The following is a 26,418-nucleotide window of genomic DNA, read 5'->3' on the forward strand; positions in this document are numbered from 1 at the left end:
TTATCTTTAGTATTAGATAACTATTGGATGAACTTTATTCCTAAAAACAAAATTTCCAACATTTTTCTATTGGTAGGCTCCTTTGCAGTGGTTAGTCTTATCTTATGGAATACCAATAGTTTTTTTAGACAATTCAAAGAAGAAGAGCGTTTAAAAATGGAAATTTGGGCAACAGCGCAGTCAGAATTTTTACAATCGTCTGAAACCGTAGATCTAGGCAGTCTCCACTTAAAGGTATTTCAAAACAATACCTCTACCCCAATGATCTTAATCAACAAAGACGAATCTATTAGGGTCAATAATTTTCCGCCCAATAAGGCACAAGATTCCGTTTACATTCAAAGTCAGTTAAAAAGATTCAAAAGCGAGAATACCCCTATTTCAATTGACCAACAAGGTGAACATTTAGCTACGCTATATTATGGCAATTCTGATGTTTTGACCAAATTAAAATATTACCCCATTGCGTTACTTCTAATCATTTTTCTATTTGCCGCTGTGATATATTTTCTGTTCAAGACCAACAAGGCTTCTGAACAGAACAAACTATGGGCAGGTATGGCAAAAGAAACCGCACACCAAATCGGTACACCTTTATCTTCTCTATTAGGCTGGAACGAGCTTTTGAAAACTGAAGACATCAACCCGAGTATTACCAAAGAAATTGAAAAAGATATTGATCGATTACAGACCATTACCGAACGTTTTTCTAAAATAGGATCCTTACCAAAACTTGTTGAAAGCGACATTGTTAAAGAAACCCAAGACGCTTTTGATTATTTAAAGCGAAGAAGCTCTAAGCTCATTCATTTTTCATTTAGTTCTAAAGTAGATTATTTGCCTGTTATGCTTAATAGTTCATTATACAATTGGACTATTGAAAATTTGGTAAAAAACGGTATAGATGCTATGCGAGGCAAGGGTAGTATTGCCATTGAAATAGTGCCAGATAACAAATTCGTGAATATTTTGATAGCTGATACCGGGCACGGTATTTCAAAAAGCAACTATAATAGTATCTTTACACCCGGATTCACCTCTAAGAAAAGAGGCTGGGGTCTTGGACTTTCTTTGGTAAAACGAATTGTGGAAGAGTACCACGATGGCAAAATAAAGGTGTTATCATCTGGCAAAGAAGGGACTATAATGCAAATTTCTTTAAAAGTGGCTCACTAATTATGGCGAAGGAAAAATTTGAAGTTATTAAAGAAGCTCAACTCACCAATAACTGTCCTGAGTGTTTTAATCAGGATTTAAATCTTACTTTTTATCAAAAACATACCTACGGAAGCTTTTTTCATAAAATTACCGGTGATCTTAGCAACAAATTAGTTTGTAATACCTGCCATTCTACCATTTACCCGGTAAGCTGGACAGATGATATAGAACGTATGTTCGCTTATTATGAAAAAACAGCGATACCCGCTAAAAAATCATCAAAGCCAACTTTACTGTTTTACAGTCTTATGTTGGTTATGATCGCTTTGGTTGCAGGGGCTGTTTACCTTTTTATTACAGGAGCTATTCAACTTTAGCGGCAATTGCTTCGGCAAGTTCGCTCAGCTCTTCATCACTTAATTTCACCTTGTGCTGAAATGTAGCATCTTTCATTTCGGTCAACGGAATTAAATGTACATGAACATGGGGAACCTCTAAACCAATAACGGACATTCCAATACGTTTACAATCCACTGTTTTCTCGAGAGCCTTACCCACTTTTCTTGAAAATGACATTAGCCCTATGTACGTTTCTTCATCTAAGTCCAATATTTTGTCTACCTCTTTTTTTGGTATACACAAAGTATGACCTTTAGCGTTAGGGTTAATATCCAAAAAAGCTAAGAAGTTTTCATCTTCCGCTACTTTAAAGCATGGTATTTCACCATTAATGATCTTAGTAAAAATCGTTGGCATAATTCTATTCAATTTAATGGAAATAAAAAATCCTACCCCTTTAAAAAAGGATAGGATTAAATATAGTTATTTATAAATTTTAAGCTCTTGTTATTTCAAGAATTTCAAATTTAATTGCTCCGCTAGGAACAGTTATTTCTGCAGTATCTCCTACTTTTTTACCAAGAAGACCTTTGCCTATTGGTGAACTTACAGAAATTTTGCCCGTCTTAAGATCGGCTTCACTTTCAGCTACCAGTTTATAGGTCATTTCCATACCGTTATTTTGGTTTTTCAACTTCACGGTAGAAAGTACCAATACCTTTGATGTATCTAATTGAGATTCATCAATAATACGTGCATTGGCTACCGTATTTTCCATTTTGGAAATTTTCATTTCCAATAAACCTTGCGCCTCTTTTGCGGCATCATATTCGGCATTTTCTGACAAATCGCCTTTATCTCTTGCTTCTGCAATTGCTTGCGACGCCTTTGGGCGTTCAACATCTCTTAAATGATCTAGTTCTGCCTTAAGCTTTTGTAAACCTTCAACAGTATAGTATGATATATTACTCATAACTTCCTCGTTTTATAAATAGACAAATCCTCTGCAAATGCCTGTTAAATCGGCTTTTTAAGAGAGGATTTAACACAAATATACATAATTTTTACGCACATTTGCTGAAGTTTCCTAAAACAAAATTATAGCATGATTAGCAGATTAAGCATCCTAATTCTATTGATTTTCACTGCTTGCAGTAATGATGGCACCACCAGAAATCCGTATTTACAAGAAATTGGTTTTCGATTTGAGGCAAATTTAAACCTTCCTTCTTACAGCCCTCTTACAAATACAGGGAGTGCCGTTTATATTCAAAGTGACCTTGCAGGTACACGAGGTGTTTTTGTTATCAATGCAGGTTTTGATCAGTTTAGGGCGTTTGAAGCTAGTTGCCCAAATCATGCCCCTAATGATTGTTCTACAATGGAACTAGACGGGCAGATCGCCACTTGTTCTTGTGAAGATTATCAGTACAGTCTTTTTACCGGTCAACTATTGAATAGACCAGATGATGAAAATCGATATTATGACATGTTAGAATACAATGCCAACTATAGCGGAGGCAGTGTAATTATCTCTAACTAAACGCTATTCTTCAGCGCGGTATTTGTCCATTATTTCCTTAAATAACTCGCCCGTACTTGGTGGAGTATACGATATTGCATTTGCCCCTGCATCAATTGCCCGAACTATGGTTTCTTCCGTTTTTCCTCCAGTTGCAATGATACCCACATCGGCATCTAAATCTCTTATCCGCTTAATGATTTCCGCTGTTTTACCTGCGCCAGAAACATTAAAAATGTCAACCCCTGCAGCTAACCTTCCCTTAAAATCATCGTTTTCAGAAACCACGGTTATGGTTACTGGTATATCAATTTTTTCTTTGAGCATTGTTATAAGGCTATTAGGGGTAGGCTTATTTAGAACCACCCCTAAAGCACCTTGAAATTCTGCATGTATTGCTAATTCTAGCGATCGCACACCGGTTGTAAGTCCGCCGCCAACCCCACAAAAAATTGGTTTATCGGCAGCTAAAATCAACGCATTTGAGATTACCGGTTGCGGTGTAAAAGGATACACTGCTATAATAGCATTGGCGTTGGTATTTCTAATAATCGCCACATCTGTGCTAAACAGAAATGACTTTATAGATTGCCCGAATACACGAATACCAGAGCATTGGGATATGACCTCTGGTACCGTTACTATATTGTTTCTAAGCCTACTGCCGAATACCGGAATGTTGCGCTCCATAATCTTAAAAATCAGTATCCTAATTTAGATTATTAATCTATACGCCCTACATTATCAATAAATTTTTAAGACAACTTTGTATTCTTATTTCGACAATTAAAAATTAACTGTTGCGCCTAACAAAAAGTTAGTGCCCGCTTGCGGGTAATACCCTTGTACCTCAAAAGAGTTACCTGGTGTAGACCAACTGTCAACATAAGTATACCCGTTAGAAACATATTTCTCATTAAAGACGTTATTAACCAACCCAGACACAACGATAGACTTTACAAAAGCGTTCATCTTTATTTCATAGGTGACGTTAAAGTCATTGGTAAAATAAGAATCCAACTTAGAGGCTTCAGTATCGGTATTACTTAAATACTGCTCTCCAACAAATTTTGAATACAAAGAAAGATTCAATGCTTCACATGGCATGTAACTAAGAATATTCCCTGCCACGAACCCTGGTGAAAATGCAATATTTGTATCTCCTAAACCTTGTAGCTCGTCATCCCTATCAATAAAAAAGTCTTTATTCTTATTATCGCTTATAGCTATGTTTGGACGCAGATTGAATTTATCTCCTAATCTAATATTTGCATCGACCTCTAATCCAAACCTATAACTATCACCAACATTTTCTCTTAATGGTGCGCCAACATCATTTAAACCACCCGTTAATACTAACTGATCTTTATAGTTCATATAATATATATTGGTGTTTACCTGAACGGAAGGAGACACGTACCTCCATCCCAACTCAAAATCATTTAACTTTTCAGGTTTTGGATTTCCACCTTCATAATCATTTCTATTAGGTTCTCTATGGGCAACAGCATATGACAAATAGAAATTATTGTTGGCGTTTAAATCAAAAGTTACCCCTGCCTTTGGATTGAAAAAATTGAATGTATCATCAACAAGACCTGTATCTTCTCCGTTCGCTTTGTAACCAACAGTTCTATACTGTACATCTCCATATAATGACCACTGATCTGTTAATTGATAATTTGCCTTTGTATACAGATTAAAGTCTGTTTTAGAAGAACTATCGTCATAGTAACGATCTTTATAACTACTGTTACTTGCATATCTAGCCCAAATAACTTCACCAAAATGATCGCCTTCATATGTATTGAAACCTCCGCCCATAATTAGGTCGAGCATGTTTTTTTTATAATTTGCCGAAAAGACCGTTCCGTAGAAATCATTGTCTAACCAACGTCTTCTAATGACATCGGTAGTATTTACCTCTTCACCATCAACAGTAATCGGCTCAAAACCATAGGTAGAAAAATCATCGTCTTCTTTGTACTGCTCGAAGTAACCCCTTCCTCTGGTATAGTGTAAAGCGATATTAGTACTCCAGAACTCCGAAATCTGTTCGTTCCACAGCAGTTGTGCATGATCTTGCTTGTAATTATCCACTTCATTATCATAGAATTGCGTATTACCATTTATATCTGTATAAATTCCTGAAGGATTAAAAGTTCTATCAGATTCCAACGTTTCACCATCTATACCATACCAAGCTTGGTAAGTAATTTCATGACCTCCAAAAATCAATGCTTTAACCAATGTATTATCATCTTTATAAGCGGCTTGTAAAAAATAGGATTCCAAATCTGTTCTGGCCCTATCAATATATCCATCTGAATTTATCTGTGATAACCTACCAGAGATTTCAACATGATCATTTAAAAGTCCCGTACTGAACTTTAAATTATTTCTCAACGTATTGTAGCTACCAATAGAAGTGGATATTTGACCATATGCATCTTGTGAAAAACCATCTGTCAACAAATTTAAGCTAGCACCAAATGCACCTGCGCCATTGGTAGATGTACCTACACCTCGCTGCAGCTGTAAACTCTCTGTAGAAGAAGCAAAATCTGGCATGTTCACCCAAAACGTACCTTGAGATTCGGCATCATTATATGGTATACCATTAATGGTTACGTTTACACGGGTAGCATCACTACCCCTTACCCTTATACCGGTATAACCTACACCGGCACCTGCATCTGAAGTAGTAACTACAGATGGTAAAAAATTCATGAGCACAGGAATATCCTGACCAAGATTTCTTGGTTTAATTTCCTCTTTCGTAAGGTTTGTAAATGTAACGGGTGATTGTTTGGTTACCCTAATCGCAGAGACGAACACCTCGTCTAAGACTACTTTTTGACCCTCTAAAGAATCGGTTACTTGTTCTTGGGCACTGACACCCAAATTAAACGCGAAAAGCGCCGCAATTGTGAAAATAGTAAGTTTCATTCGTAAAATAATTACGAATAAAAGGGGCTATTATTCTAAGTTAAAATTGATTTTTGCCTATTTAAAGACTTTGTTTTCCAAAATGAAGTCAGCCATAACACAGGCTGGCCCCTCGCTAAAAATGTCCACCGGACATTTTTTTAACGCTCGGTCCCTTGGCAGCATTACCCGCCCAGGTTCTTTGGGTATAATCTCAGCTTTATTCTAAAATAGTTCTAGAATTCGGCACCCCTTTGAGATGCCGCAAATGTAATGCAGTAATTTAAACTCTCATAAATTAATTTAAAAAAATAACAACTTGTTTAATTAACATCATTTTAGAACTTATTTCCATGGTTTTATCGTATTTAGATAAAGAACTTACTCTACAATTTTCTTTATAATTAGAAACAATACATGGACTCTAGAAAAAATAAATTCACTCTTAAAATTACCATTAGCTATTTTCTTTTGGTCATATTGGGCATTATTGCATCTTACTACATTTATACCGAGGTCCAGGAATATATAGCTACCGAGAACACGACCGAAAAAGACAATAAATTACTTAAAACGAATTCTTTTCTTGCTCAACTCTACGAAGCCGAAAGCCTGTCTAAACTTGCTTTACAAACCAAAAGCAAAATCAATTTTACCGCCTATGAAAATAAAATAGATTCTATACGTACCAATATTGAAGAAATAAAGAACCTTACCGACAGTGATTACCAACACGGTCTATTAGATAGTCTTGGCGCCCTTTTAAACAGAAAAGTAACCAATATTAACGCCCTGCGGTCCATTAGGCTAAAAGATCAAACAGGAACAGCTATAAATTCTGCTCTTGAAGAATTTGACAAACTAGAAGAATCTTTAGGAATTATAAAACCTGAAGGCTTAGCTCCCAATTTAGAAGAGCTTTCGCCAAAAGCACAAAGTACTATTAAAAAGGTGGCCGATTATCTTAATGCCAATGTACCATCTGATGCAAATTCTCAAAATAATGCTCAGACTATGGATAGTGTACTTCAAGTCTCTAAAAATATTTTAAAAGATGTTAAACAAGAAAATGCCATAAACGAAAATACATTGGCTACCAGTGAAACCAATATTAACAAAACCGACCTTGAACTTTCTCAGCAATTACGAACCATACTCTCTTCATTTGAGCAAGAAATCATTACGAATAGCATAGCCAACTCTATAAAAAAAGAAAACCTGCTTAAAAGAAGTATACGTTTAGCCGTTATTGCCGCTATACTCGGCTTTCTGGTAGTTGGTATTTTTACATTTATCTTAAATAAAGATTTTTGGAAAGCAAACTTGTACAGAGAGAAACTGGAAAAAGAAAAGGCATACTCAGAATCATTGTTAAAAAGCAGAGAACAATTGATCGCAACGGTTAGTCACGATCTGCGAACCCCCCTAAACACCATTAGCGGCTACACTAATATCATTGAGGAAAGCAACGACAAAAAAGAAAACAAAGAGTACATCAACCAAATAAAATCCGCTACTACTTATGTAAACAATCTAGTGAACGATTTGTTAGATTTTTCTCAATTGGAAGCTGGAAAAATGGTTACCAAGAATACTACTTTTAAAGTTGATAAATTGATTACGGAAAGTGCCCAAAGCATAGCTGCACAAAACCAGAACAAGCTTATTGATTTGGTTCTCAACCTAGATGATTCTTTAGAACAACCTATAATCTCCGATGCCTTTCGCTTACGTCAAATTATATTCAATCTATTAGGAAACGCCTATAAATTTACAGATAAAGGGTCTATTACCGTTACCGGAGCAATTGTAGATCATAAAAAGTCGAAAAATCTCATTTTACGAATAGCCGATACCGGAATAGGCATATCTAAAGAGAAACAAAAACTGATTTTTAAGGAATTCACCCAGGCAGAAAATGATACCGATAAAAAATATGGAGGATACGGATTAGGGCTTACCATCACAAAAAAATTAACCGAATTATTAGGAGGTACAATTATTCTCGAAAGCGATATCAATAAAGGAAGTACGTTTACCCTTGAAATACCAGTTGAAATTGGTGAAGAAATTACCGATACACCAAAAATTTCTTTGCAGACCAATACTTTAAAAATTATTGTTTTTGACGACGATTCTTCTTTTCTTAAACTTATTGGAAAAATGCTGAAATCTGCCGGAATTGAAGTACAGCTATTTACAGATTTTAATAATTTTAAAGCTGATTCTGATTTCGATGTAGTGTTGACCGATATTGAAATGCCTACAATTACCGGTTATGAAATAGTAGAGTTCTTAAATTCTGGATCGAACGAATACTACAGCAACCAACCAATTTTGGCAATGACCGGAAGACGAGATCTTTCATTGGAACATTTTACTGAAAAAGGATTCTCTGGACTCATTTTAAAACCGTTTTCAAAAACCGAATTACTTCAAAAATTGAATGAAATTATAAATATCAATTTTGATTCTACGGTTAAACAAACTACAGAAGAAAAGAACAGTGACACCAATAAACCATATAGCTTATCTACCTTGAAACAATATTTGGGCGATGATCAAAATGCTATTGACGAAGTGCTCTTGATTTTCAAAAAAGACACTGAAGAAAATCTTAGTCAACTTCAAACCGCTATAGATAAATTCGACATTGAACTTTTAAATAAAACAGCGCATAGAATGTTGCCCATGTTTCGACAACTAGAAGTTCAGCATGCTATTCCTATTTTAGAAACTTTTGAAGTATTGAAGAAAGATGAACTTACTAGTATTCAATTAAAAAGAAAATATCAAGAATTTGATGCTATTGCAAAAGACTTAGTCAATTCCCTCTCAAAAGACTTACCTACAAGTCTAAATCATAATAGTTAATTCTATTGTACAGCGTTTTTCTTGTTACCTGTAGTAATTTAGCCGCTTTTGATTTATTGTAATTGGTACGTTTTAGAGCATTTACTATTTGCTCTTTTTCAAAATCCGCTTTTGATATATTCCCTAAATCAGCAGTTTCTGTTTTGGGGCTCATTAATTCTACTGGCAATGTATTAACCCCTATTTCATTAGTTGTGGTCAATAACACGGCACGTTGAATGACATTTTGTAATTCCCTAATATTACCCGGCCAGTGATATGCATTAAAAACATCCCAAACTTCATCTGAAAAGTCATCAATATGTTTATTCAGTTTTTGGTTGAACTTTTCTAAAAAATGAGATGCCAAAACAGTAAGGTCTCCATGCCTGTCTTTTAATGCAGGTATCTGAAGCGAAAACTCATTTAACCTATGATAAAGATCCTCTCGAAATGCACCTTTTTCCACAGCAGCTTTTAAATCTTCGTTGGTGGCAGACAAAATTCTGACATCTACTTGTATCTCGGTATTGCTGCCTATTCTTTTAATCTTACGTTCTTGTAAAGCTCTTAGTAATTGAATTTGATTTTCATAGGATAGATTACCTACCTCATCTAAAAATAAGGTTCCGCCGTTTGCCGCTTCAAAACTTCCAACCTTATCTGCTATGGCCCCGGTAAAACTTCCTTTTAAATGGCCAAAAAATTCACTTGCAGCCAATTCTTTCGGTATTGCCCCACAGTCTAAAGCTATAAAAGGCTTGTCTCGTCTATTACTTTTTTTATGAATGGTTTTTGCGGTAACCTCTTTACCGGTACCACTTTCTCCAATAATTAAAACGGACATATCTGTTGGTGCCACCAAACAAATATGCTCATCTAATTTTTTGGTAGCTTCACTTACTAGAATCAATTCATTTGACCCAGAGTTACTATTAGATTTATCAACTGTAGTTTTTGATTTACTAGTAACCTCTGTTTCTTTTGGGATAATTGGCTTAGCCTGTAATGCCCCGTCTATAACCGCTAACATTTGATCAGGCGTAAATGGTTTTGACAAGTAATCATAAGCACCCATTTTCATTGCTTTGACCGCTGTAGACACTTCGGCATAGCCCGTCATTACTATTACCGGAATACTACCTTTTAATTGAGACACCAACTTTATTCCGTCATAGTCCGGTAAGCGCAAATCGGTTATAACCAATTGAAATTCTTGTTCTTTAAGTTGCTTTTCGCCATCTACCCCAGTCTGACACAGTACGACTTCAAAATTCTTTCGTTCCAAAAACTTTTTAAGCATTTGGGCAAAAGATGTATCGTCTTCTAAAATTAAAATTCTGGGCATAGTTAGTTTGGTATTCTATGTATCTACGTAAAAATACCATATGCCGACTATTTGTTTTTTAAAATTATCATAAAGCTTCTTTGATCCTTTCGATAGAGCAAAAAAAAAGGAAAGAATAGCACTTAGCTACCCTTTCCTGACCAAACCAACTTGAACAAACAAGTTTCTCTATAATTACATATCTATCCAGTTACCATCTTCATCTGCATAAACAGTACCTTGTGTACCATCCTCTAGAGATAAGACCAACTTATATTGTTTTTCTTCGTTCGTGTATGCCTTATCTAAACTTGCGGTTGGAAAATTCTTCGCTACCGCATCTGATACTGCTTGTGGAACTTCTGATACAGATATCTCTTTAAAGTCATCTGCTACTACCAACATTTCATTTACTTGATTATGTTGAATTCCGTTTTCAGCTAATAATGCATCTTGTGCATTCATTGCAAAACCACCTATTGTCATTGCTCCTAATAAAAATAAAGTCTTCATCTTTCTAATATTTTTAGTTAATAATACATTTCAATACTATTAACTATGAAAAAAGAATGCCACTATATCTACAATGCATCAAGTAACTGATAGTGAAGTGCTTATATTTTTTATATAACAATAATGATTGGGTAAAACTGTGCCCAATGCTATCTGCTGTATAATTTTTACACAATAAAATGTCACATAATCATATGACCTAAGAACTTATTGAAGACAAAAAAAGGAGCTGCAAAATCGCAGCCCCCCTCAAACCACCTATCAAACTCTTGTTTTAAAATTTTTAATCAACACCTCAATCAATTCAACAACAACAACTAATATTGGCAATGCTAATCCGGGGGATTATTTCAAATACAATTATTTGGTGGCACTTTCATAGTTAACGGTTAGTGTTTACGCGAAAGTGATATTATTCTTATTTATCTTTCAAAACATAGTTTAGATATCATCCCTAATGAGAAAATAAAAACGGTGCTTAAAATCAAAATAAATACTAATGTGACCATTGTTTCATAATTTGCTTCACTTATTTAGACACAACATTTTTTGATAGGTCACATTTTAAATAAAAAAAAACCGCTTTTTGCAGTTTTTTTTATTTCTACAACTTATTTCAAGTTATTTTTTACTGATCCAATTACCGTACTGATCTATATAAACGGTTCTTCTAGTACCACTTTTTAGCACCATGATCAATTTAAATTCACCTCTATCATTTTTATAAGCCCCTCCTAATTTAGAAGTTGGGTATTGCTTTAATATTTCTTCAATAACCGGTGGTGTTAACTCACTCGATTTTATTTTTACGTATTCATCTGTAATGATAGCAACTTCATTTTCTATAAAATTAGAACCAGTCATTGCTGTACTGTTCAATGTTATTCCTAAAGTCAAGAATACTAATAATGCGTAATTCTTCATGCTAATTTTTTAATCGTTAATAACTCTGCTTCTATAATTATTTACGGAAGAATCTGACATATGGATTTTCCATTCCCATAATTAACAAGCACTAAATTGAAAAAAGCTGCCTAGGCAGCTTTTCACAAACAACTAACTCAAACTTATAAATACTACATTTCTAACCAGTTACCCTCTGCATCTGCATAAAGCACTACAGAAGAACCATCTTGAGAAGTAATTTCTAATTTATAGTTATTTTCATCATCTACATAAGCCTTATTCAACATCGCCCCTTGATAATCTGATGCTAGGGCATTTACAATCGGCGTTGGTAAATCTGATGTACTTATCTCGGTATAATCTTGAATAAAGACATCTTCCATAATACCATCGTGAAATATAATCGGTGTAGCGGCAGTACCTATTGTTAAACTACCTATGGCTAAAGCTGTGGCAAATACTAATTTTTTCATCTTTCTACATTTTTTAATTAAACATTCTTGATATGTCTATTAGAAAAATGATGCCAACTCTAATTTAAATTATAAGTAATTGATTTTAAGTGGTTTACATTTGTTCTTTTATTTGTATAGGTGAGTAAAAATGTGCGTAAACAAAAAAAGTGTGTAGAATCTACACACTTTTTTGTCGTTTAAAACTTATTAGTTCTATGCCTGGTGAGACTCTTTTAAAAGATCTACCACACTTTTAACGGGGTTAAAGGTTACTAAAGGAACCTCAACAAATATGGTATTCCAAAATGCCATTGCACCATTCCACAATCCGGGAAGCTCAAGTGCCTTTAATTCTTTACCGTCTTTTGTTTTACCGGTGATAAATCCTTGCTTTTCATCAACGAACTTAAGAAGGTCATATTTTTCACCTTTATAATTACGAACGGCACAAACCAGATCCACCGGGTTAAAATGGGTAGCGTTCTTTAAAATATCGGCTTGTGCGGGGTTATCCATATCTATTTGGGCAGATTCTATAATCTGCAATGAAATTTCACCGGTACTATTGGTTACCCAAAACGGACCACCACCAGGTTCACCTTCATTTTTTACCATTCCACAAATACGAATTGGTCTATTTATCTTATCCTTTAATATATTTACCTTATCCGAATTTGATGCCGCATCGAATTCATCTGAAAAACGAACATTTAAATTCGTTGACAAGTAATTTCTAATTTCTTCAATGGTTTCATCATTCACCCCACCTTTATCCAATAAAGCCGCATATTCAAATGCTTTTTCCTGTTCTTTAAGTAAGACTCCCGCCAATACTTTTTTACTATCTGCCACCGCTTGGGCATCTTTCATTACGGCGACATTATCAATATTCTTTATAAAAATAATATCAGCGTCCTGTTCGTTCAAATTCTGAATCAATGCACCATGACCGCCCGGTCTAAACAATACAGAACCATCTTCATTTCTAAAAGGCTTATTGTCCATATCTACCGCCAAGGTATCTGTAGATGCCTTTTGAAAAGAGTAATCTACATCATACGTAATTCCTGTATCTGCAGAAACTTTTGGTCCAGATGCTTTAAACTCTTCCCCGAACATTTCCTCATGTTGTTCAGATATGGTAAAATGGAGTTTTGCCTTTCCATTAGATCCAGCATACAGTGCACCCTCTTTTAAATGCTCTTCAAATGGAGTTGCAGTAGCATTTTCATACTTATGAAATGGTAGTAACCCTTTTGGGTAAAAACCATAATTCAATGCATTCTCCCCTAATAGCTCAGAAATAAACTTGTATACCTTTTCTCCTTGAGAATCAAAAGAAGTACCTATACTATCCATCACCTTTTCATAAAAGGGAAAACGTTCTAAACCATCTGAAAACTTGTTTATATCCTTATCATTGGTTCTTTCCAAGTAAGTTTCTAGAGATTCTTTATTTGGATCATAAGCATTTAAAAAATTGAACAGTGCCTTAAACATTCTAGATGCGGCACCTGAAGCCGGCACAAACTTTAAAATATCAAGATCTTTTAATTTTGAGTCGTAAAAAGTAATGAGTTCTTTTTCTTCTTCTTTAGAAAATTTGAGAATACCGTTACCTATAACAGCGGCATTCTCTAAATTAACAAAGGGTATGCCCTCTTTAAATGTATTGATGTGACCAAGCATCGTTTCTTTTGAAATTCCTTTTTTCTCTAGCTGTTTTTGGTCTTTTTCTGTAAGTTCTATCATTGATTTAATAACTTATCTATATGGTTAATGGCTTTATTTAAACGTTGCTTTTTGTTTCCCTTCAAGGTAATAAAATTTTTACCGTATTTTTCTAAAGTATCTTTAAAATAATTGAACATTTCTTCCCTTTCATTGGGCTTATCCCTTAGGTCATCTTCTTCCCACGGAATATCTATATAGGTCAATAAATAAAGGTCATATGTATTCTGCAATGCATACTTTTCTAAAACAGGGTCACAATCACCAACATAATATGCTTCCGAATATACTTTGGTTTCCAACAAATCTGTATCGCAAATAAGAATTTCAGTTGCTTTTTTGGCCAAATTGTTCTCTAAGCGCATTTGCCCTTCGGCAATGGGCAATAAATCATGAGGTTCACAGGTTTTACGTTCGTTGTTCCATTTATCCTGTAAATATTCCCTGGCGTATTCTGGCACCCATACGGTATGGTAGTGTCTTGCCAATTGTTCTGACAATGTAGTCTTGCCCGTAGATTCTGGTCCAAAAAGAACAACTTTTAAGACATTTGAAGGTTCTTGTCTGTATTTTTCTTCCATGCGTTATAACCGTAAACGGCCAATATTGTAAAGATGAGATATTGAAAACTTGTAAACGTAAATCCCTTGTAAAAATATAATGGTACAGATATAAGATCTCCAATGATCCAATATATCCAATTTTCTACTTTTCTCTTGGCCATCAACCACATACCCACAAAAAATATAGCTGTTGTTATAGTATCAACATAGGCGGTCCAACTAGTCCATTTATCGAAAATCTGGTAGACGGTAAATACAAATACCAGGGTACTTATAAATATAATCACCGATATACCATTCTCTTTTTTCGTTATTCTGGTAATAGGGGTATAATGGTCTTCATCAACCTTTCTTGTCCAAATATACCAACCATATAAACTCATTATAAAATAGTATGCGTTTATCATCATGTCTCCCAACAACCCCCATTTTAAAAGCAGGTATACAAAAATGGATGTGCTTATCATGCCAGTAGGATAAACCAAAATATTGTTTTGCTTAGAACATATTACAGATAGCAAGCCAAATATTACGGCTATAATCTCGAGGGTAATATCCAACGTACTATAATCGGCATATTGCCCAAATAGATAATCAAAAATGGGGCTCATATTCGCTACGATCAGATTTTACAATTTTCATGAACAGCAACCCGCGATTCATGAGCTCGAAAGCAGCTTTTATTTCGGTATTAAGAACTGCCATTACTTCATCATAAGTACCAAAAACCTGTGTACTTAACGGGTTTTCAAGTATGGTTAATCCACTTGCCCTTAATTTTTTTATAAAATCTATAATGTGTTGCTCAAAATCGTCTTGTAGTGGCGAAAACGTCAACTCTACCGATATATCCATATAATGTAGCCTAAATATTAATTCTTATTTTTAGTGGCATATACACAGGTGAAATTTTCGAATTCCAGAAATTTAATTCCGTAGTCCGAAGATTCCCCGTTAAAAATTATTTGCGCCGTTGTTCGCCCTGCGTTAAATATAAAATCTTGTACGTTGATGTGATGTAAAAAACTTACGCCCCTATGCCCGTAAATTTTATATAGAGATTCTTTGGCGCCCCAAACTATAGTCAATTTTCTAATGATTGCTGCCGTATTCGCCAGCGTACGATATTCTTCGAACGGAGTAAACTTATGTGCTATTCGCAGTATTTTATCGCGCTGCATTTCAATATCTATACCTACTTCTTCCGATGCGCTAATGATTACCGCCGTAAAATTATGTGAATGTGTAATTGAAATAAAATTACCATCCTTTAAATGTGGTTTGCCATTCTCGTCATACACCAGATCTGCATCTACATAATTGTATAAAGACAGCAAATGCCTAATACTCAAAAAAGCCTTTCGGTGAAGATCAGATTTCATACCATTGAACCTATTTTGACAATGATCGGTAAGTTCAATTCCTTTCCACAGATCTTCTTCAGACTCTTCAACCTTCCATATGGCTACAGAGGTTTCTTTGTTTACTGTTATTGTTTTGTAAAGCGGCATGGGATTCTTAGTGTTATTCGTACCTTTGCACGAATTAAAAATTGCTGTACATAGATTAACGAAAGTATAAAATAATAAAGATATGAGCACGAAAACTATTCCGTATGTGCCTTATAAGGTAAAGGATATTTCCCTTGCAGATTGGGGAAGAAAAGAAATTGAATTGGCAGAAGCAGAAATGCCAGGCCTAATGGCGCTACGTGAAGAATATAAAGACGAGCAGCCTTTAAAAGGTGCTCGTATTGCCGGTTGCCTTCACATGACCATACAAACTGCAGTTTTAATTGAAACTTTAACCGCATTAGGTGCCGATGTTACCTGGAGCTCATGTAATATATTCTCTACACAAGATCAAGCTGCTGCAGCTATTGCCGCTGCGGGTGTACCTGTGTATGCCTGGAAAGGTATGAACGAAGAGGAGTTTGACTGGTGTATAGAACAAACTTTATTCTTTGGCGAAGATAGAAAGCCATTGAATATGATTTTAGATGATGGTGGTGACCTTACCAACATGGTTTTGGACAAGTATCCAGAATTGGCCACTGGTGTTAAAGGACTTTCTGAAGAAACCACCACGGGTGTTCACCGATTATATGAGCGTGTAAAAAATGGAACTTTACCAATGCCCGCTATTAACGTAAACGATTCTGTAACCAAATCTAAATTTGATAACAAATACGGATGTAGAGAGAGTGCAGTAGATGCTATTCGTAGAGCTACCGATACTATGCTTGCAGGTAAGCGAGTTGTAGTTGCAGGTTACGGAGATGTAGGTAAGGGTACAGCAGCTTCTTTTAAAGGTGCCGGTTCTATTGTTACTGTTACCGAAATAGATCCTATTTGTGCATTACAAGCATGTATGGACGGATTTGAAGTTAAAAAACTGGAAACGGTTATAGGTAACGCAGATATCGTAATCACTACAACCGGAAATAAAGATATTATTAGAGCTGAACATTTTGAAGCCCTAAAGGATAAAGCCATTGTTTGTAATATTGGTCACTTTGACAATGAAATCGATATGGCTTGGTTGAACAAAAACCACGGAAGCACTAAAGATGAAATTAAGCCACAAGTTGATAAATATACTATTGATGGCAAAGACATAATTATTTTAGCAGAGGGTAGATTGGTGAATTTAGGTTGTGCTACAGGTCACCCTAGTTTTGTAATGAGTAATTCATTTACCAACCAAACTCTGGCGCAAATTGAACTTTGGAAAAATAGTGAGAACTACAAGAACGAAGTGTATATGCTACCTAAGCATTTAGATGAAAAAGTAGCAAAACTTCACCTATCTCGTTTAGGTGCAGAGCTTACCGAATTAAAGAAAGATCAAGCCGACTATATTGGTGTTACCGTAGAAGGACCTTTCAAGCCAGACTATTACAGATACTAAAACATTGGTTTTAGAAACTAAAAAAGTCCTGATTTTCATCAGGACTTTTTTTATGCTTTATACTTTCTTTAGATTAGTTATTTTCAGCTAACATACCTTCTAGATAATAGCAATCTGTTTGTTCTTTAATCTGAGCCAAACCTTGTTCTTTAGAATCTAAAGGATTTATTTTTACCTCTTTTCCATTTGGCATGTAAACGATGTAAAATCCTTCTTCAAAAGAAGATAGTTTTATTATTTCACCATTAGGTCTAATGGCATTCCAAGATTTTTCACTTGGCTTATATACCAAATCAATTTTCTTTCCTTTTTTGGGACCATCGACCACGGTTACTTGCATTCTATTTTTTGTTGCGGTCATGTCAAAAGTATTACCGTCTCTTTCTACCATTTGAGTCTCCGACTCTCCTTCTTCCATTGCAATAGGGTTAGAACCGCTCCAAAATTCGATTACATTGAATATAACGGCATCTCCTAAAAAGAATAAACCGTAAACAGGAATTATGTTCAACCCCCAAAAGACCAGGTTATTTACAAACTTACTATCAGAAACACCTTGGTTCCAATCTTTAAGATTATTAAAGGCACTGAAAGAACCCAAGCAACTAGAGAATAACAACGTACCGGCCATAGCAATACAGATAACTGACTTTTTCATGATATTTATTGTTTAGAATTAGAGATACAATTTAATCACTTTTAATTAAGACAGTTCTCTGATTAAATCAGATTTTTAACGCTATCGCTATAATCGAAAAATAATTACACATTGTTCTTATGCTATCTACATGCCCCTCTCCAAACCTTCGTTCCATTTTCTTACGAACTCTTCAGACCATGCATCCCAGCCAATTGTACTTAACGTCCAAATAGCAATACCAATTATTATAACATTTAATACAACACCTATGATTGCAATTATTTTACCTTTTTTTACGGTTGCATAATTGTCGTAGGCCTCAGGATTCATTTTATATATCCCTTCAGATTTTGAAGCTAAATAATAAGAAATAACTGCGGGTACAATACCAAACCCACCAAGACAACAGATAATACAACTAAGAACGGACAATACATAAATGAATGCAGAATTCGGTAGTTTTTTACTTTCCATAGCGATATTTAATTGAAATGTTTTCTTAAAGTTATTCATTAAGTTTTAAATCAATCTTATATTTTGGTAAAGATTATGCCCATTGACCGATACTTTTTAGCTAACTCTTTTCTGTTATCGGCATTTTCACGTACTTCGCTTAAAATATAGCATAATGATAATATTTGTTGATATGGACGAGGTCATAGCCGATACCTATGGCGCCCATATAGAAATCTACAATACAGAATTTAAAGGTGAGCTTACTTCAGACACATGTAAAGGATCAGAAGTATGGCATATGGTGCCAGAAGCACACCAGGAAAGTGTTCGAAAACATGCCACCAGAAGAGGATTTTTTAGAAATTTGAAACCAATAGCCGGCAGTCAAGAAATTCTTGCAAGATTAGCCGATAAACACGAGGTATATATAGCATCTGCAGCTATGCAGTTTCCAAATTCATTAGAAGAAAAAAGTGAATGGTTAGACGAACACTTTCCTTTTATACCTTGGCAAAATCGCATTTTATGTGGTCATAAGCACATTCTTAAAGGAGATGTTCTCATAGACGACAGAAGTTTCAACTTAGAAACTTTTGATGGTAGAAGCCTACAATTTACATCTCCACATAATGTAAACACAACCGGTTTTGAACGTGTAAATACTTGGTTTGAAATTGGGGAGAAATTATTGTAACCCCAATTTACCCAAATCGAAAAAATAAAAATTCTTTTCGTCGTTCATGGCTACGAAAAGTCCGCTCTTAAAGGTTTCGTTCAAGGGTATGGTTACTGCCTCACAGCCATCGGTCTCTGTGGTAGATAAATTTATGGCTTTAATAAATTGGTTGGTTTCTCTATCAAAAATATTGAACTCCCCTTTTTGTTGATTGGAAACAATTAAATAACCGTGCCCATCGTCATAAGCGGCGATTGCAATGCCTTCTATATCTTCATCAAAATAGTCGCCACCAAAACAAGAAATCTCTTTATTTCCCATGCTAGGTTCTGCATAATATTTTTTTATACAAACGCCTTCATCAGAGTAATAAACGTAGCCCATTTCATCATCTACAGCAATGGCTTCTATTTCCTTAACACCACTAAAGCCACCAAATTTCCTTATAAAATTTGATGAAACACCCGTACTGTCTGACTTTAATTCATATTGATATAAATAACCGTCTGCCGGCCCGGTTTTTCTACCCACAATGGCATAAACAGCCCCATTTTTAGAAGATTTATATAAACTTACGCCCATAGGAAGTCTATTGTTTTGGTTATCCTCATCTTCAAAAACCGAAAAACCACCTTGATCCAAAGGTTGCATTTCTGGTACCGAAAACATTCTGACCTGTTGCTTTTCACGCTCGGTAAACACCAAAATATCGGTGGTGGTAGAATCATTTAAACGAAATCCGTACTCTATATCGACATTGTTAGGACGCTGTATACCTTTTATCGTTTTCTCCTTTATAATTTCACCATTTAAATCGAAGGCATAAATTGCGCCGTTGGTTTCCTTATCAGTACCAAAAACTATACTCTCTTTTGGATTATTTGGATTTACCCAAATAGCGGGATCATCTGTATCGTTTAAGGTAAATTCTGTAATAACATCTGGTGCTATTTTTGGTAATTTACTTTGGTTACATGATACGAATAGTATAAGTAACACTAGTAAAAAGGGTACTTTTTTCATCTTGATATTCTTTTATTGTAAAGCGTTACTATTTATTGAATAGATCATATTTTAAGCCAAAAGTTATTCTTTGACCATAAAACTCCGCTTGCATTGTTCTATCCTTAACACCTTGAAAATATCTTAATGGCTGATTGGTTATATTGTTGATTGAAGTATACAGACTTAGGTTTGTGTTTATTTGATATGATGCATTAAAATCTACAAACAATTGCGTGTCATAATATCTATCCTCAAAATCATTGCCTCCAATTTCATCTATATAACTATCTGAAAAATTTGCCGATAGCCTTGATGAGAATCGTTTATCAGCATAGGCTAAAGAAGCATTGAACATATTAGGAGCTGTATTCGGCAAGTCTATATCTTCACGTTCATCACCGTCTTCATTTCTTATACCATCTGCACTAGAAGACAAGTAGGTGTAATTGATGTAAAGACTAAAGTTTTTGGCAAAGCCGGGCAAAAAGTCCAGCTGACGTTGAAAAGCCATTTCAAAACCAGTTACAGAGGCTCCGTCTCCATTTAATGGCTGATATACCTCAAAACCTTCTGTGCCTACACCAAAACTATCATCAGCAGCCTCTTGCTGAAAAGTATATATAAACTTATCTATATCCTTATAAAATACACCTGCAGACAATAAACCTACACTTTCAAAATAATGCTCACCCATAACATCGAAGTTCATAGATGTGGTAGCTTCCAACTCCGGATTTCCAACAAATATTTCTTCATCTCCAGAAACTATGTCCAATGAAGGCACAATATCTTCATAATTTGGTCTTGCCAAAGTATTGGTCCAAGCAAAACGTAAAATGGTTCTATCGTTTATGTCATATTTTAAATGAACACCAGGCATTATATTGGTATAATTACTTTCTTGGGTAATTTCACCTATTACATTCTCTTCGTCTTCTATTTGGTTTCCGGTAGCGGTAACATTGGTATTCTCTAATCTTAAACCTACCAAAAGTCCCAATTTATCCGATAATTTTTGGTTGGTCATTGCATAACCAGCGTAAACATTCTCTTCTACGTTAAAATTAGCTCTCAAAAATTCATCAGGCACAGATTCGCCATCCTCCAGATCTAAACCACCTAACCATTCTTCGCTAGCAAAAGAACCTATCGCATATTGGCTGCCTGCATAAAAATCTGGATCAGTATAGTCTTTTAAAGGCACACTTGCCAAGGTTTCATAAGTGTCTTCTAGGTCAAACTCAAAAAAGTCATTATCCCTTAATTTTGTTTTAAACCTACCCCTTGCACCAAACTTGATTATTCCGTATTCGTACCCAAATAAGTCAACAGGAATTTCAAAATTGACAAACATATTAAAGTCCTCTTCTTCCGTATACTGATTCTCTTCAGTAATTTCTCCGTATTCAAAATTTGAAAATTCTGTAGCATCCGTTTGATCTGCAGCGTAAAAACGCGGATATCTTGAATTGGTTATATCGCTATTAACGATATATTCACTTTCAAACTCTGCATAACGCTCATTTAATCTTTCTTCAGAAGCCTTTGCATAAGAAGCCATCCAATCTACTTTTAATGATCCCCAAAGGTGATCACCGCCCAAACTATAATTTTGCATACGCTGATCTTCCAACCTTCGATTCTTATTTCGATCATTATCTATACCTCCCTTAGATTGTCTTACAATTTCTGCCGGAAACCTTGTTGGCACACCATCGGTTATGGTAAAATCGCCAAGTTCAATATCTTCAGCGTCTAAAATTTCTTGTCCGAGTGCAAATCTATTTTCCCTATCATCTCGCCAATTGTACATCGTTTTAAGAAATATAGTGTTGTTGGCATTGAACTTATAATCCATATTTACCGAAAAACTTCTTCTCACCCTTTGCACCAAGTATTTTCTCTGTTCAAACACATTGGCATAAGGATCAACGTCCACTTCCTCTAATATAGGCTCTCCTTCAGCATCATCTACACCTGTATAATATTCAAATTCATCTGTCCATTCCGCTTCTATATTATCCGACCCAAAATCATTGTCATTAAATGAAGCCGAAGCCATCCATCCAAATTTTCCATTTTCACTTCGGTCTCCAATAATAAAAGAACCATTGAGTATAGCCTTATCCGTAATAAGGTTAATACCAGAACCAAGGGTAGTGGACAATCTAAAACCTTGTGGGGACGTACGGGTAATTAAATTTACCGACCCACCTAATGCATCGGCATCCATATCTGGAGTAACCGCCTTACTAACTTCTATGGTTTGTATCATATCAGAAGGAATTAAGTCCATCTGTACATTTCTATTGTCTCCTTCCGCTGAAGGAACCCTACTACCGTTAAGGGTAACCGAATTTAATTGAGGAGAAAGTCCACGTATAATAATATTTCTAGCTTCACCTTGATCCACTTGCATTGTAATACCTGGTATACGTTTTACGGCATCACCAATATTGGCATCGGGAAATTTACCAATCTGATCTGTTGAAACCACATTGGTAATATTAATGTTGTTTTTCTGGGTATTTAAAGCTTTAGATGTTCCTCCCAAACCATATGCCGTTACTTCCACACCTTCTAGCTCTGTAGTTTTAGGAGCTACAAATATGGCGACATCGGTTGTTTCACCATTGTTGACAACAACCTCTTTTTCGGTATCATCATATCCCAAATAAGAAACCTTTAGCATATAGGTGCCTTCTGGTATATCTACCAGTGTAAATTTGCCATCGAAATTTGAAATTGCACCTTTAGATAATGAAGAAATCATTACACTTGCACCGGGTAAGTAAAGTCCATTTTCATCTGAAATTGTACCTTGAATATTTCCAGATTGCGCAACCGCCATTGAGCTAAAAACTGTACATAATAGCGTTACAAAAAATAAATTCAGTTGGTTTTTCATTTTCATTTTAGGTTTGTTAGAACTAAGACAAAAATATGTATACCAGCTGTTTACAAGGTTAAGCCCATTCTAACAAAGCGTAAACATTTTCATTTTTAAAGGAAACATGAAGGCAACAATCACACTAAATTAACATGACCTTAACCATACACATAAGAACACCTAAAATCGATTACAATTGAAGTAAAAAATGTATCAGATTTGTCTTTGGATCTATACGTAGTTTTTTACGTAACCTATATCTTGCCACACGCACACTATCTGGTGTAACCCGTAGAATTGAAGCAATTTCCTTAGATGATAAATTTAAGCGTAACAGCATAGCCAAACGCATTTCTGTTTGAGACAACTTTTCTTTACACACATCAATCAACTTTTTTCCAAATTCAGGATGTATTTCACTAAAGTAGTTTTGAAATTGCCTTGCTTCATTGTCTTGCTTCACATTTTCATTAATATCATTGGCCAGTTGCTTTATTTTAGCCGACTTGTCCATATTCTTTCTATCAGCAAGCTTTATAAGTGTGGAAGCTAGATCAGATAATAATTTATTCTTATGCGAAAGATGTAGACTATACTTTGATAAAGCAGAAGCTTTTAATTGCACCTCATTGCGCAAGTTTTCTTGCAGTATTGCTTTTTTTTCTAATTGAGCTTGCAATAACTGTTTTTGAAATTGTTGTATCCTAAATTCTTCCTTGCGTTTTTTTGCCCTGAACAGAAGCAAAACAAAAATTATTATAGAAATTAAAATCACGGCAACGATCCAAAAATTTCTATTTGCCTTTGCGACTTTATTCTCCTCTTCGAGAAGCATTATCCTCGTTTCTTTTTGATTGGTTTCATATACCGTTTGTAGTACATTTATTTGATTGCTATTCTGCCCGTTAAAAATATTGGAAGTTATTTGCTCGGCCATCTCTAAGTATTCAAGAGCATCTTTATACTTACCTAACAGTGCGTAAGTTTTTGATAGATCTCTGTATGCACTTGACAATCTATTCTTGTCGTTAATCTCTTTCGCTAAATGCATAGCTTTGGTCGTATATACAATAGCTTGATCATATGAGCCACGTTTTCTGAACACATCGCCAATGTTGTTAAGTATGTTAGCCTCTAAAGAATTTTTACTTCCCTTGGTATAACCATAAGCCTTGCTGAAGAATTGCGAGGCCAGATCAAAATTTTCTAAATCTTCATAAATACTACCTATATTTTCATTGGCCGTTGCCAAACCAATAGAATCCTGCAGCAGTTTAAATTCCGTCAAACTTTGCTTTTCAAAAGCCAATGCCTTTTTATACTCTTTTCTCTTTTCATAGCAACTACCTAGTAGACCAGTAGATCTTGCTAGTCCTTTTTTAAAATCAATAACCTTTGATATTTTCAAACTTTTAGAGAAACTCGCCTCAGCTTTATCGTAATTTTTTAATGCAAGATGCATACTACCTTGTGCATTGTTTATATGTACCTGCAAAGTATCGTTCGGCTTTTTCTGCAATATGAGCAAAGCCTTATTGAACTGATCTGTAGCCTCAGAATATACACCTACCCTAAAATAAAACTCTCCTAATCTCCAATAGCTCGTTGCTATTTTAAAATCATCATTTTGCCCTTGGGCTATTTTCAGTTGATTTTTGTAAGATAGAAAGGTTGAATCGAGCTCTTTGCTATCAAAAAGCAGAAGCTCTTGTTTGTTTTGCGCAGATAACAAACCTGAAAATGAAAAGGCTACTGTTAGTACTACATGCAAAAATTTAGAATACATAATATCTATTGACTGAGCATTTAAACTTTACCAATGAAGAACATTGCTTGTTCAGCAAAATTTAAACCAGTAAATATGCCTATAGATATACTTAGAACAATAACAAAGGATATTAAGTTATCGTTAAAGATAATTTAACGTCGAAAACAACAAACACAAAAAGCCTTTGCAACTGAATGCAAAGGCTTTAATATTGTAAACTTAACTTTATTTAAGCTTCAAAAGGCTCAATGGAAACGTAAGATTTTCCACCTGCTTTCTTTTCAAACTTAACTAGACCATCTACACGTGCGTGTAATGTATGATCTTTTCCTGCATAAACATTTTCACCAGGATTATGTCTTGTTCCACGCTGTCTAACGATAATGTTACCAGCGATAGCAGCTTGACCACCATAAATCTTAACTCCTAATCGTTTCGATTCTGATTCTCTACCGTTTTTAGAACTACCTACACCTTTCTTATGTGCCATTGTCTGAGGTTTTAAATATTGTTATACTTTAGTGATTTAGCTTATTTTGCTACACCACCGTCTAATTCGTCTTGCCATTTCTGTAACTCGTCCCATTTACCATCAGCAGCTAATTCAGCTTGCTTTGGCCAAGTGTCGGTTACGTGATTTCCACGAACATCAGCAATAATTTCAGAAATTTTCGCTGCGTCTGTTTTTGCTAAATCAGCAAAAGTAGAAATACCTGCATTATTTAAGGTTTCGGCAATTTTTGGACCGATACCTTCTATCTTTTTTAAATCATCACCTTTGCCCGAAGCTTTTTTAGCTTTTGGCTTAGATGCTACAGAAACATCAACTGGTGCCGCTTTACCATCTGCTTTTTTAGCTTTTGGCGCTGCCGCTTTTTTAGTTTCAGTTTTCTTAGCTCCTTTAGAAATAATAGATTCAATCACTATCTCAGTAAGAGATTGACGATGTCCATTTTTCTTTTTGTAACCTTTACGTCTTTTCTTATGAAAAACGATTACTTTGTCACCTCTTAGGTGTTTAACGACTTTAGCCTCTACTGCGGCTCCGTCTATAGCCGGGGCGCCGATAGTAACGTTCGATCCATCATCCAAAAGAAGAACGTTGTCAAAAGTAACTTTCTTACCTTCTTCTGCTTGTAAACGGTGAACGTACACTTTCTGGTCTTTTGCAACTTTAAACTGCTGCCCTGCCATCTCTACAATTGCGTACATATTGTTAAATGTATTATTAAACCTGATGGATTTTTTCCATAGGCGGGTGCAAATATAGTTCTTAATCGTGAATTTACAAGTGTTTTTTTAGAATTTTACACACTCTTTATTTTTGTAGTATTCGAAGTCTTAAACAGTTGCATAAAAGCAAGTGTCAATACAAGACTTGTAGTAAACCCCATTGTGGCAACTACCAAAAAAACGATAGCTTCAAAACTCTTATAATTGTTTGCCCATTTTGTAGATAGTTCTTCTAAAAAACCTGGTTGCAACTCTGTAGAATACAACGCAAAGAATAAGGTAAATATTAACGTCGCTACCCCACCGGTTATTAAACCTGCCATAAAACCACCGGCATAATTAAACGCATTACCTTTCTTTAACTTATAGAATTTAATTGCTTCATAAATGGCAAAACCTGTTATAACTGCATTGAAAAGGCTGTAAAAAACATTGACATGAAGACCAAGTAATGACAGTACTAAAAAATACGCAATTAAACAACCGCTGGCGGCAACTCCAAATCTTATAGGTAGGGCGTAATGGCTCATTTGAAAATAATTTTG

27 protein-coding genes are annotated in these 26,418 nt (G+C 35.1%); 6 read left to right on the forward strand and 21 right to left on the reverse strand.

What is annotated here, in order from left to right:
* Positions 1–27 precede the first annotated feature (27 nt).
* A complete protein-coding gene (locus EXIGUO8A_RS05460) occupies positions 28–1,176 on the forward strand; it encodes a sensor histidine kinase (RefSeq protein WP_159302279.1) in 1,149 nt (382 codons plus the stop codon).
* Positions 1,177–1,178: 2 nt separating this feature from the next.
* The gene (locus EXIGUO8A_RS05465) at positions 1,179–1,535 is read left to right on the forward strand and encodes a hypothetical protein (RefSeq protein ID WP_159302280.1); all 357 of its coding nucleotides are present in this window, start codon (positions 1,179–1,181) and stop codon (positions 1,533–1,535) included.
* Here EXIGUO8A_RS05465 and EXIGUO8A_RS05470 read toward each other — a convergent pair.
* Positions 1,522–1,914, reverse strand: coding sequence for an HIT family protein (locus EXIGUO8A_RS05470; protein ID WP_116771255.1), 393 nt, complete (start codon positions 1,912–1,914; stop codon positions 1,522–1,524). The two genes, EXIGUO8A_RS05465 and EXIGUO8A_RS05470, sit on opposite strands and share 14 nt — an antisense overlap.
* A 79-nt stretch (positions 1,915–1,993) precedes the next feature.
* Positions 1,994–2,470, reverse strand: coding sequence for a transcription elongation factor GreA (gene greA / locus EXIGUO8A_RS05475; RefSeq protein ID WP_116771256.1), 477 nt, complete (start codon positions 2,468–2,470; stop codon positions 1,994–1,996).
* Positions 2,471–2,602: 132 nt separating this feature from the next.
* On the opposite strand from greA, the gene EXIGUO8A_RS05480 reads away from it, so the two are divergent.
* Positions 2,603–3,040 carry a Rieske (2Fe-2S) protein gene (locus EXIGUO8A_RS05480; RefSeq protein ID WP_159302281.1) on the forward strand — a complete coding sequence of 146 codons (438 nt, stop codon included), beginning with the start codon at positions 2,603–2,605 and terminating at the stop codon, positions 3,038–3,040.
* Between the two features lie 3 nt (positions 3,041–3,043).
* On the opposite strand, the gene EXIGUO8A_RS05485 is transcribed toward EXIGUO8A_RS05480, so the two are convergent.
* Together EXIGUO8A_RS05485 and EXIGUO8A_RS05490 are read right to left on the reverse strand one after the other, a co-directional pair.
* Positions 3,044–3,709 (reverse strand): beta/alpha barrel domain-containing protein, encoded by a 666-nt coding sequence (locus EXIGUO8A_RS05485; protein ID WP_116771258.1) that lies wholly within the window; start codon positions 3,707–3,709, stop codon positions 3,044–3,046.
* A gap of 96 nt (positions 3,710–3,805) precedes the next feature.
* Entirely contained in the window at positions 3,806–5,968 is a 2,163-nt protein-coding gene (locus tag EXIGUO8A_RS05490; protein ID WP_159302282.1) for a TonB-dependent receptor, read from the reverse strand.
* A 396-nt stretch (positions 5,969–6,364) separates the two neighbouring features.
* Between EXIGUO8A_RS05490 and EXIGUO8A_RS05495 the strand changes: the two genes are divergently transcribed.
* On the forward strand, positions 6,365–8,821 hold the full coding sequence (locus EXIGUO8A_RS05495) for an ATP-binding response regulator (RefSeq protein ID WP_159302284.1): 2,457 nt from the start codon (positions 6,365–6,367) through the stop codon (positions 8,819–8,821).
* Here the strand turns inward: EXIGUO8A_RS05495 and EXIGUO8A_RS05500 are convergent.
* From EXIGUO8A_RS05500 to EXIGUO8A_RS05540, 9 genes are all read right to left on the reverse strand, one after another.
* Entirely contained in the window at positions 8,796–10,148 is a 1,353-nt protein-coding gene (locus EXIGUO8A_RS05500) for a sigma-54-dependent transcriptional regulator (RefSeq protein ID WP_159302285.1), read from the reverse strand. The two genes, EXIGUO8A_RS05495 and EXIGUO8A_RS05500, sit on opposite strands and share 26 nt — an antisense overlap.
* Before the next feature lie 174 nt (positions 10,149–10,322).
* Positions 10,323–10,640: a hypothetical protein gene (locus EXIGUO8A_RS05505; protein WP_116771262.1), complete on the reverse strand. Its 318-nt coding sequence runs from the start codon at positions 10,638–10,640 to the stop codon at positions 10,323–10,325.
* 621 nt (positions 10,641–11,261) lie between these two features.
* Positions 11,262–11,564, reverse strand: a complete 303-nt coding sequence (locus EXIGUO8A_RS05510) for a hypothetical protein (protein ID WP_159302286.1) — start codon at positions 11,562–11,564, stop codon at positions 11,262–11,264.
* 152 nt (positions 11,565–11,716) lie between these two features.
* A complete protein-coding gene (locus tag EXIGUO8A_RS05515) occupies positions 11,717–12,019 on the reverse strand; it encodes a hypothetical protein (RefSeq protein WP_159302287.1) in 303 nt (100 codons plus the stop codon).
* A 195-nt stretch (positions 12,020–12,214) separates the two neighbouring features.
* Complete coding sequence (locus EXIGUO8A_RS05520) at positions 12,215–13,753, reverse strand: DUF4301 family protein (protein WP_159302289.1); 1,539 nt, start codon at positions 13,751–13,753, stop codon at positions 12,215–12,217.
* Positions 13,750–14,313: an AAA family ATPase gene (locus EXIGUO8A_RS05525; protein ID WP_159302290.1), complete on the reverse strand. Its 564-nt coding sequence runs from the start codon at positions 14,311–14,313 to the stop codon at positions 13,750–13,752. The genes EXIGUO8A_RS05520 and EXIGUO8A_RS05525 overlap by 4 nt, the downstream gene beginning before the upstream one ends.
* Positions 14,274–14,906: a nicotinamide riboside transporter PnuC gene (gene pnuC, locus EXIGUO8A_RS05530; protein WP_159302292.1), complete on the reverse strand. Its 633-nt coding sequence runs from the start codon at positions 14,904–14,906 to the stop codon at positions 14,274–14,276. The genes EXIGUO8A_RS05525 and pnuC overlap by 40 nt, the downstream gene beginning before the upstream one ends.
* Positions 14,890–15,150 carry a thiamine-binding protein gene (locus tag EXIGUO8A_RS05535; RefSeq protein WP_159302294.1) on the reverse strand — a complete coding sequence of 87 codons (261 nt, stop codon included), beginning with the start codon at positions 15,148–15,150 and terminating at the stop codon, positions 14,890–14,892. The genes pnuC and EXIGUO8A_RS05535 overlap by 17 nt, the downstream gene beginning before the upstream one ends.
* A 17-nt stretch (positions 15,151–15,167) precedes the next feature.
* Positions 15,168–15,806 carry a 4'-phosphopantetheinyl transferase family protein gene (locus tag EXIGUO8A_RS05540; RefSeq protein ID WP_159302296.1) on the reverse strand — a complete coding sequence of 213 codons (639 nt, stop codon included), beginning with the start codon at positions 15,804–15,806 and terminating at the stop codon, positions 15,168–15,170.
* Between the two features lie 82 nt (positions 15,807–15,888).
* Between EXIGUO8A_RS05540 and ahcY the strand changes: the two genes are divergently transcribed.
* A complete protein-coding gene (gene ahcY, locus EXIGUO8A_RS05545) occupies positions 15,889–17,205 on the forward strand; it encodes an adenosylhomocysteinase (protein ID WP_159302297.1) in 1,317 nt (438 codons plus the stop codon).
* A 73-nt stretch (positions 17,206–17,278) separates the two neighbouring features.
* On the opposite strand, the gene EXIGUO8A_RS05550 is transcribed toward ahcY, so the two are convergent.
* Both EXIGUO8A_RS05550 and EXIGUO8A_RS05555 read right to left on the reverse strand, forming a co-directional pair.
* Positions 17,279–17,863, reverse strand: coding sequence for a DUF3332 domain-containing protein (locus EXIGUO8A_RS05550; RefSeq protein WP_159302299.1), 585 nt, complete (start codon positions 17,861–17,863; stop codon positions 17,279–17,281).
* 126 nt (positions 17,864–17,989) lie between these two features.
* Positions 17,990–18,319 carry a CCC motif membrane protein gene (locus EXIGUO8A_RS05555; protein ID WP_159302301.1) on the reverse strand — a complete coding sequence of 110 codons (330 nt, stop codon included), beginning with the start codon at positions 18,317–18,319 and terminating at the stop codon, positions 17,990–17,992.
* Positions 18,320–18,473: 154 nt separating this feature from the next.
* On the opposite strand from EXIGUO8A_RS05555, the gene EXIGUO8A_RS05560 reads away from it, so the two are divergent.
* The gene (locus EXIGUO8A_RS05560; protein ID WP_159302302.1) at positions 18,474–18,995 is read left to right on the forward strand and encodes a 5' nucleotidase, NT5C type; all 522 of its coding nucleotides are present in this window, start codon (positions 18,474–18,476) and stop codon (positions 18,993–18,995) included.
* Here EXIGUO8A_RS05560 and EXIGUO8A_RS05565 read toward each other — a convergent pair.
* The 6 genes from EXIGUO8A_RS05565 to EXIGUO8A_RS05590 form a co-directional block, all read right to left on the reverse strand.
* Positions 18,987–20,000, reverse strand: coding sequence for a phytase (locus EXIGUO8A_RS05565; protein ID WP_159302304.1), 1,014 nt, complete (start codon positions 19,998–20,000; stop codon positions 18,987–18,989). The genes EXIGUO8A_RS05560 and EXIGUO8A_RS05565 overlap by 9 nt on opposite strands.
* A 28-nt stretch (positions 20,001–20,028) precedes the next feature.
* Positions 20,029–22,896: a TonB-dependent receptor gene (locus tag EXIGUO8A_RS05570; RefSeq protein ID WP_159302306.1), complete on the reverse strand. Its 2,868-nt coding sequence runs from the start codon at positions 22,894–22,896 to the stop codon at positions 20,029–20,031.
* Positions 22,897–23,062: 166 nt separating this feature from the next.
* On the reverse strand, positions 23,063–24,658 hold the full coding sequence (locus tag EXIGUO8A_RS05575) for a tetratricopeptide repeat protein (protein WP_159302308.1): 1,596 nt from the start codon (positions 24,656–24,658) through the stop codon (positions 23,063–23,065).
* A 211-nt stretch (positions 24,659–24,869) separates the two neighbouring features.
* A complete protein-coding gene (rpmA, locus tag EXIGUO8A_RS05580) occupies positions 24,870–25,130 on the reverse strand; it encodes a 50S ribosomal protein L27 (RefSeq protein ID WP_116771278.1) in 261 nt (86 codons plus the stop codon).
* Between the two features lie 41 nt (positions 25,131–25,171).
* Positions 25,172–25,852 carry a 50S ribosomal protein L21 gene (rplU, locus tag EXIGUO8A_RS05585; protein ID WP_159302310.1) on the reverse strand — a complete coding sequence of 227 codons (681 nt, stop codon included), beginning with the start codon at positions 25,850–25,852 and terminating at the stop codon, positions 25,172–25,174.
* 95 nt (positions 25,853–25,947) lie between these two features.
* Complete coding sequence (locus EXIGUO8A_RS05590; RefSeq protein WP_159302312.1) at positions 25,948–26,403, reverse strand: DUF4199 domain-containing protein; 456 nt, start codon at positions 26,401–26,403, stop codon at positions 25,948–25,950.
* Positions 26,404–26,418 lie beyond the last annotated feature (15 nt).

Source organism: Maribacter litoralis (assembly GCF_902506355.1).
GTDB classification, from domain to species: Bacteria; Bacteroidota; Bacteroidia; order Flavobacteriales; family Flavobacteriaceae; genus Maribacter; species Maribacter litoralis.

Excerpts from the sequence above, each read along its gene's own strand:
- EXIGUO8A_RS05460 (WP_159302279.1), top strand. The coding sequence starts at position 28 with ATGAACTTTATTCCTAAAAACAAAATTTCCAACATTTTTCTATTGGTA.
- EXIGUO8A_RS05465 (WP_159302280.1), top strand. The coding sequence starts at position 1,179 with ATGGCGAAGGAAAAATTTGAAGTTATTAAAGAAGCTCAACTCACCAAT.
- EXIGUO8A_RS05470 (WP_116771255.1), bottom strand. The coding sequence starts at position 1,914 with ATGCCAACGATTTTTACTAAGATCATTAATGGTGAAATACCATGCTTT.
- greA (WP_116771256.1), bottom strand. The coding sequence starts at position 2,470 with ATGAGTAATATATCATACTATACTGTTGAAGGTTTACAAAAGCTTAAG.
- EXIGUO8A_RS05480 (WP_159302281.1), top strand. The coding sequence starts at position 2,603 with ATGATTAGCAGATTAAGCATCCTAATTCTATTGATTTTCACTGCTTGC.
- EXIGUO8A_RS05485 (WP_116771258.1), bottom strand. The coding sequence starts at position 3,709 with ATGGAGCGCAACATTCCGGTATTCGGCAGTAGGCTTAGAAACAATATA.
- EXIGUO8A_RS05490 (WP_159302282.1), bottom strand. The coding sequence starts at position 5,968 with ATGAAACTTACTATTTTCACAATTGCGGCGCTTTTCGCGTTTAATTTG.
- EXIGUO8A_RS05495 (WP_159302284.1), top strand. The coding sequence starts at position 6,365 with ATGGACTCTAGAAAAAATAAATTCACTCTTAAAATTACCATTAGCTAT.
- EXIGUO8A_RS05500 (WP_159302285.1), bottom strand. The coding sequence starts at position 10,148 with ATGCCCAGAATTTTAATTTTAGAAGACGATACATCTTTTGCCCAAATG.
- EXIGUO8A_RS05505 (WP_116771262.1), bottom strand. The coding sequence starts at position 10,640 with ATGAAGACTTTATTTTTATTAGGAGCAATGACAATAGGTGGTTTTGCA.
- EXIGUO8A_RS05510 (WP_159302286.1), bottom strand. The coding sequence starts at position 11,564 with ATGAAGAATTACGCATTATTAGTATTCTTGACTTTAGGAATAACATTG.
- EXIGUO8A_RS05515 (WP_159302287.1), bottom strand. The coding sequence starts at position 12,019 with ATGAAAAAATTAGTATTTGCCACAGCTTTAGCCATAGGTAGTTTAACA.
- EXIGUO8A_RS05520 (WP_159302289.1), bottom strand. The coding sequence starts at position 13,753 with ATGATAGAACTTACAGAAAAAGACCAAAAACAGCTAGAGAAAAAAGGA.
- EXIGUO8A_RS05525 (WP_159302290.1), bottom strand. The coding sequence starts at position 14,313 with ATGGAAGAAAAATACAGACAAGAACCTTCAAATGTCTTAAAAGTTGTT.
- pnuC (WP_159302292.1), bottom strand. The coding sequence starts at position 14,906 with ATGAGCCCCATTTTTGATTATCTATTTGGGCAATATGCCGATTATAGT.
- EXIGUO8A_RS05535 (WP_159302294.1), bottom strand. The coding sequence starts at position 15,150 with ATGGATATATCGGTAGAGTTGACGTTTTCGCCACTACAAGACGATTTT.
- EXIGUO8A_RS05540 (WP_159302296.1), bottom strand. The coding sequence starts at position 15,806 with ATGCCGCTTTACAAAACAATAACAGTAAACAAAGAAACCTCTGTAGCC.
- ahcY (WP_159302297.1), top strand. The coding sequence starts at position 15,889 with ATGAGCACGAAAACTATTCCGTATGTGCCTTATAAGGTAAAGGATATT.
- EXIGUO8A_RS05550 (WP_159302299.1), bottom strand. The coding sequence starts at position 17,863 with ATGAAAAAGTCAGTTATCTGTATTGCTATGGCCGGTACGTTGTTATTC.
- EXIGUO8A_RS05555 (WP_159302301.1), bottom strand. The coding sequence starts at position 18,319 with ATGGAAAGTAAAAAACTACCGAATTCTGCATTCATTTATGTATTGTCC.
- EXIGUO8A_RS05560 (WP_159302302.1), top strand. The coding sequence starts at position 18,474 with ATGATAATATTTGTTGATATGGACGAGGTCATAGCCGATACCTATGGC.
- EXIGUO8A_RS05565 (WP_159302304.1), bottom strand. The coding sequence starts at position 20,000 with ATGAAAAAAGTACCCTTTTTACTAGTGTTACTTATACTATTCGTATCA.
- EXIGUO8A_RS05570 (WP_159302306.1), bottom strand. The coding sequence starts at position 22,896 with ATGAAAATGAAAAACCAACTGAATTTATTTTTTGTAACGCTATTATGT.
- EXIGUO8A_RS05575 (WP_159302308.1), bottom strand. The coding sequence starts at position 24,658 with ATGTATTCTAAATTTTTGCATGTAGTACTAACAGTAGCCTTTTCATTT.
- rpmA (WP_116771278.1), bottom strand. The coding sequence starts at position 25,130 with ATGGCACATAAGAAAGGTGTAGGTAGTTCTAAAAACGGTAGAGAATCA.
- rplU (WP_159302310.1), bottom strand. The coding sequence starts at position 25,852 with ATGTACGCAATTGTAGAGATGGCAGGGCAGCAGTTTAAAGTTGCAAAA.
- EXIGUO8A_RS05590 (WP_159302312.1), bottom strand. The coding sequence starts at position 26,403 with ATGAGCCATTACGCCCTACCTATAAGATTTGGAGTTGCCGCCAGCGGT.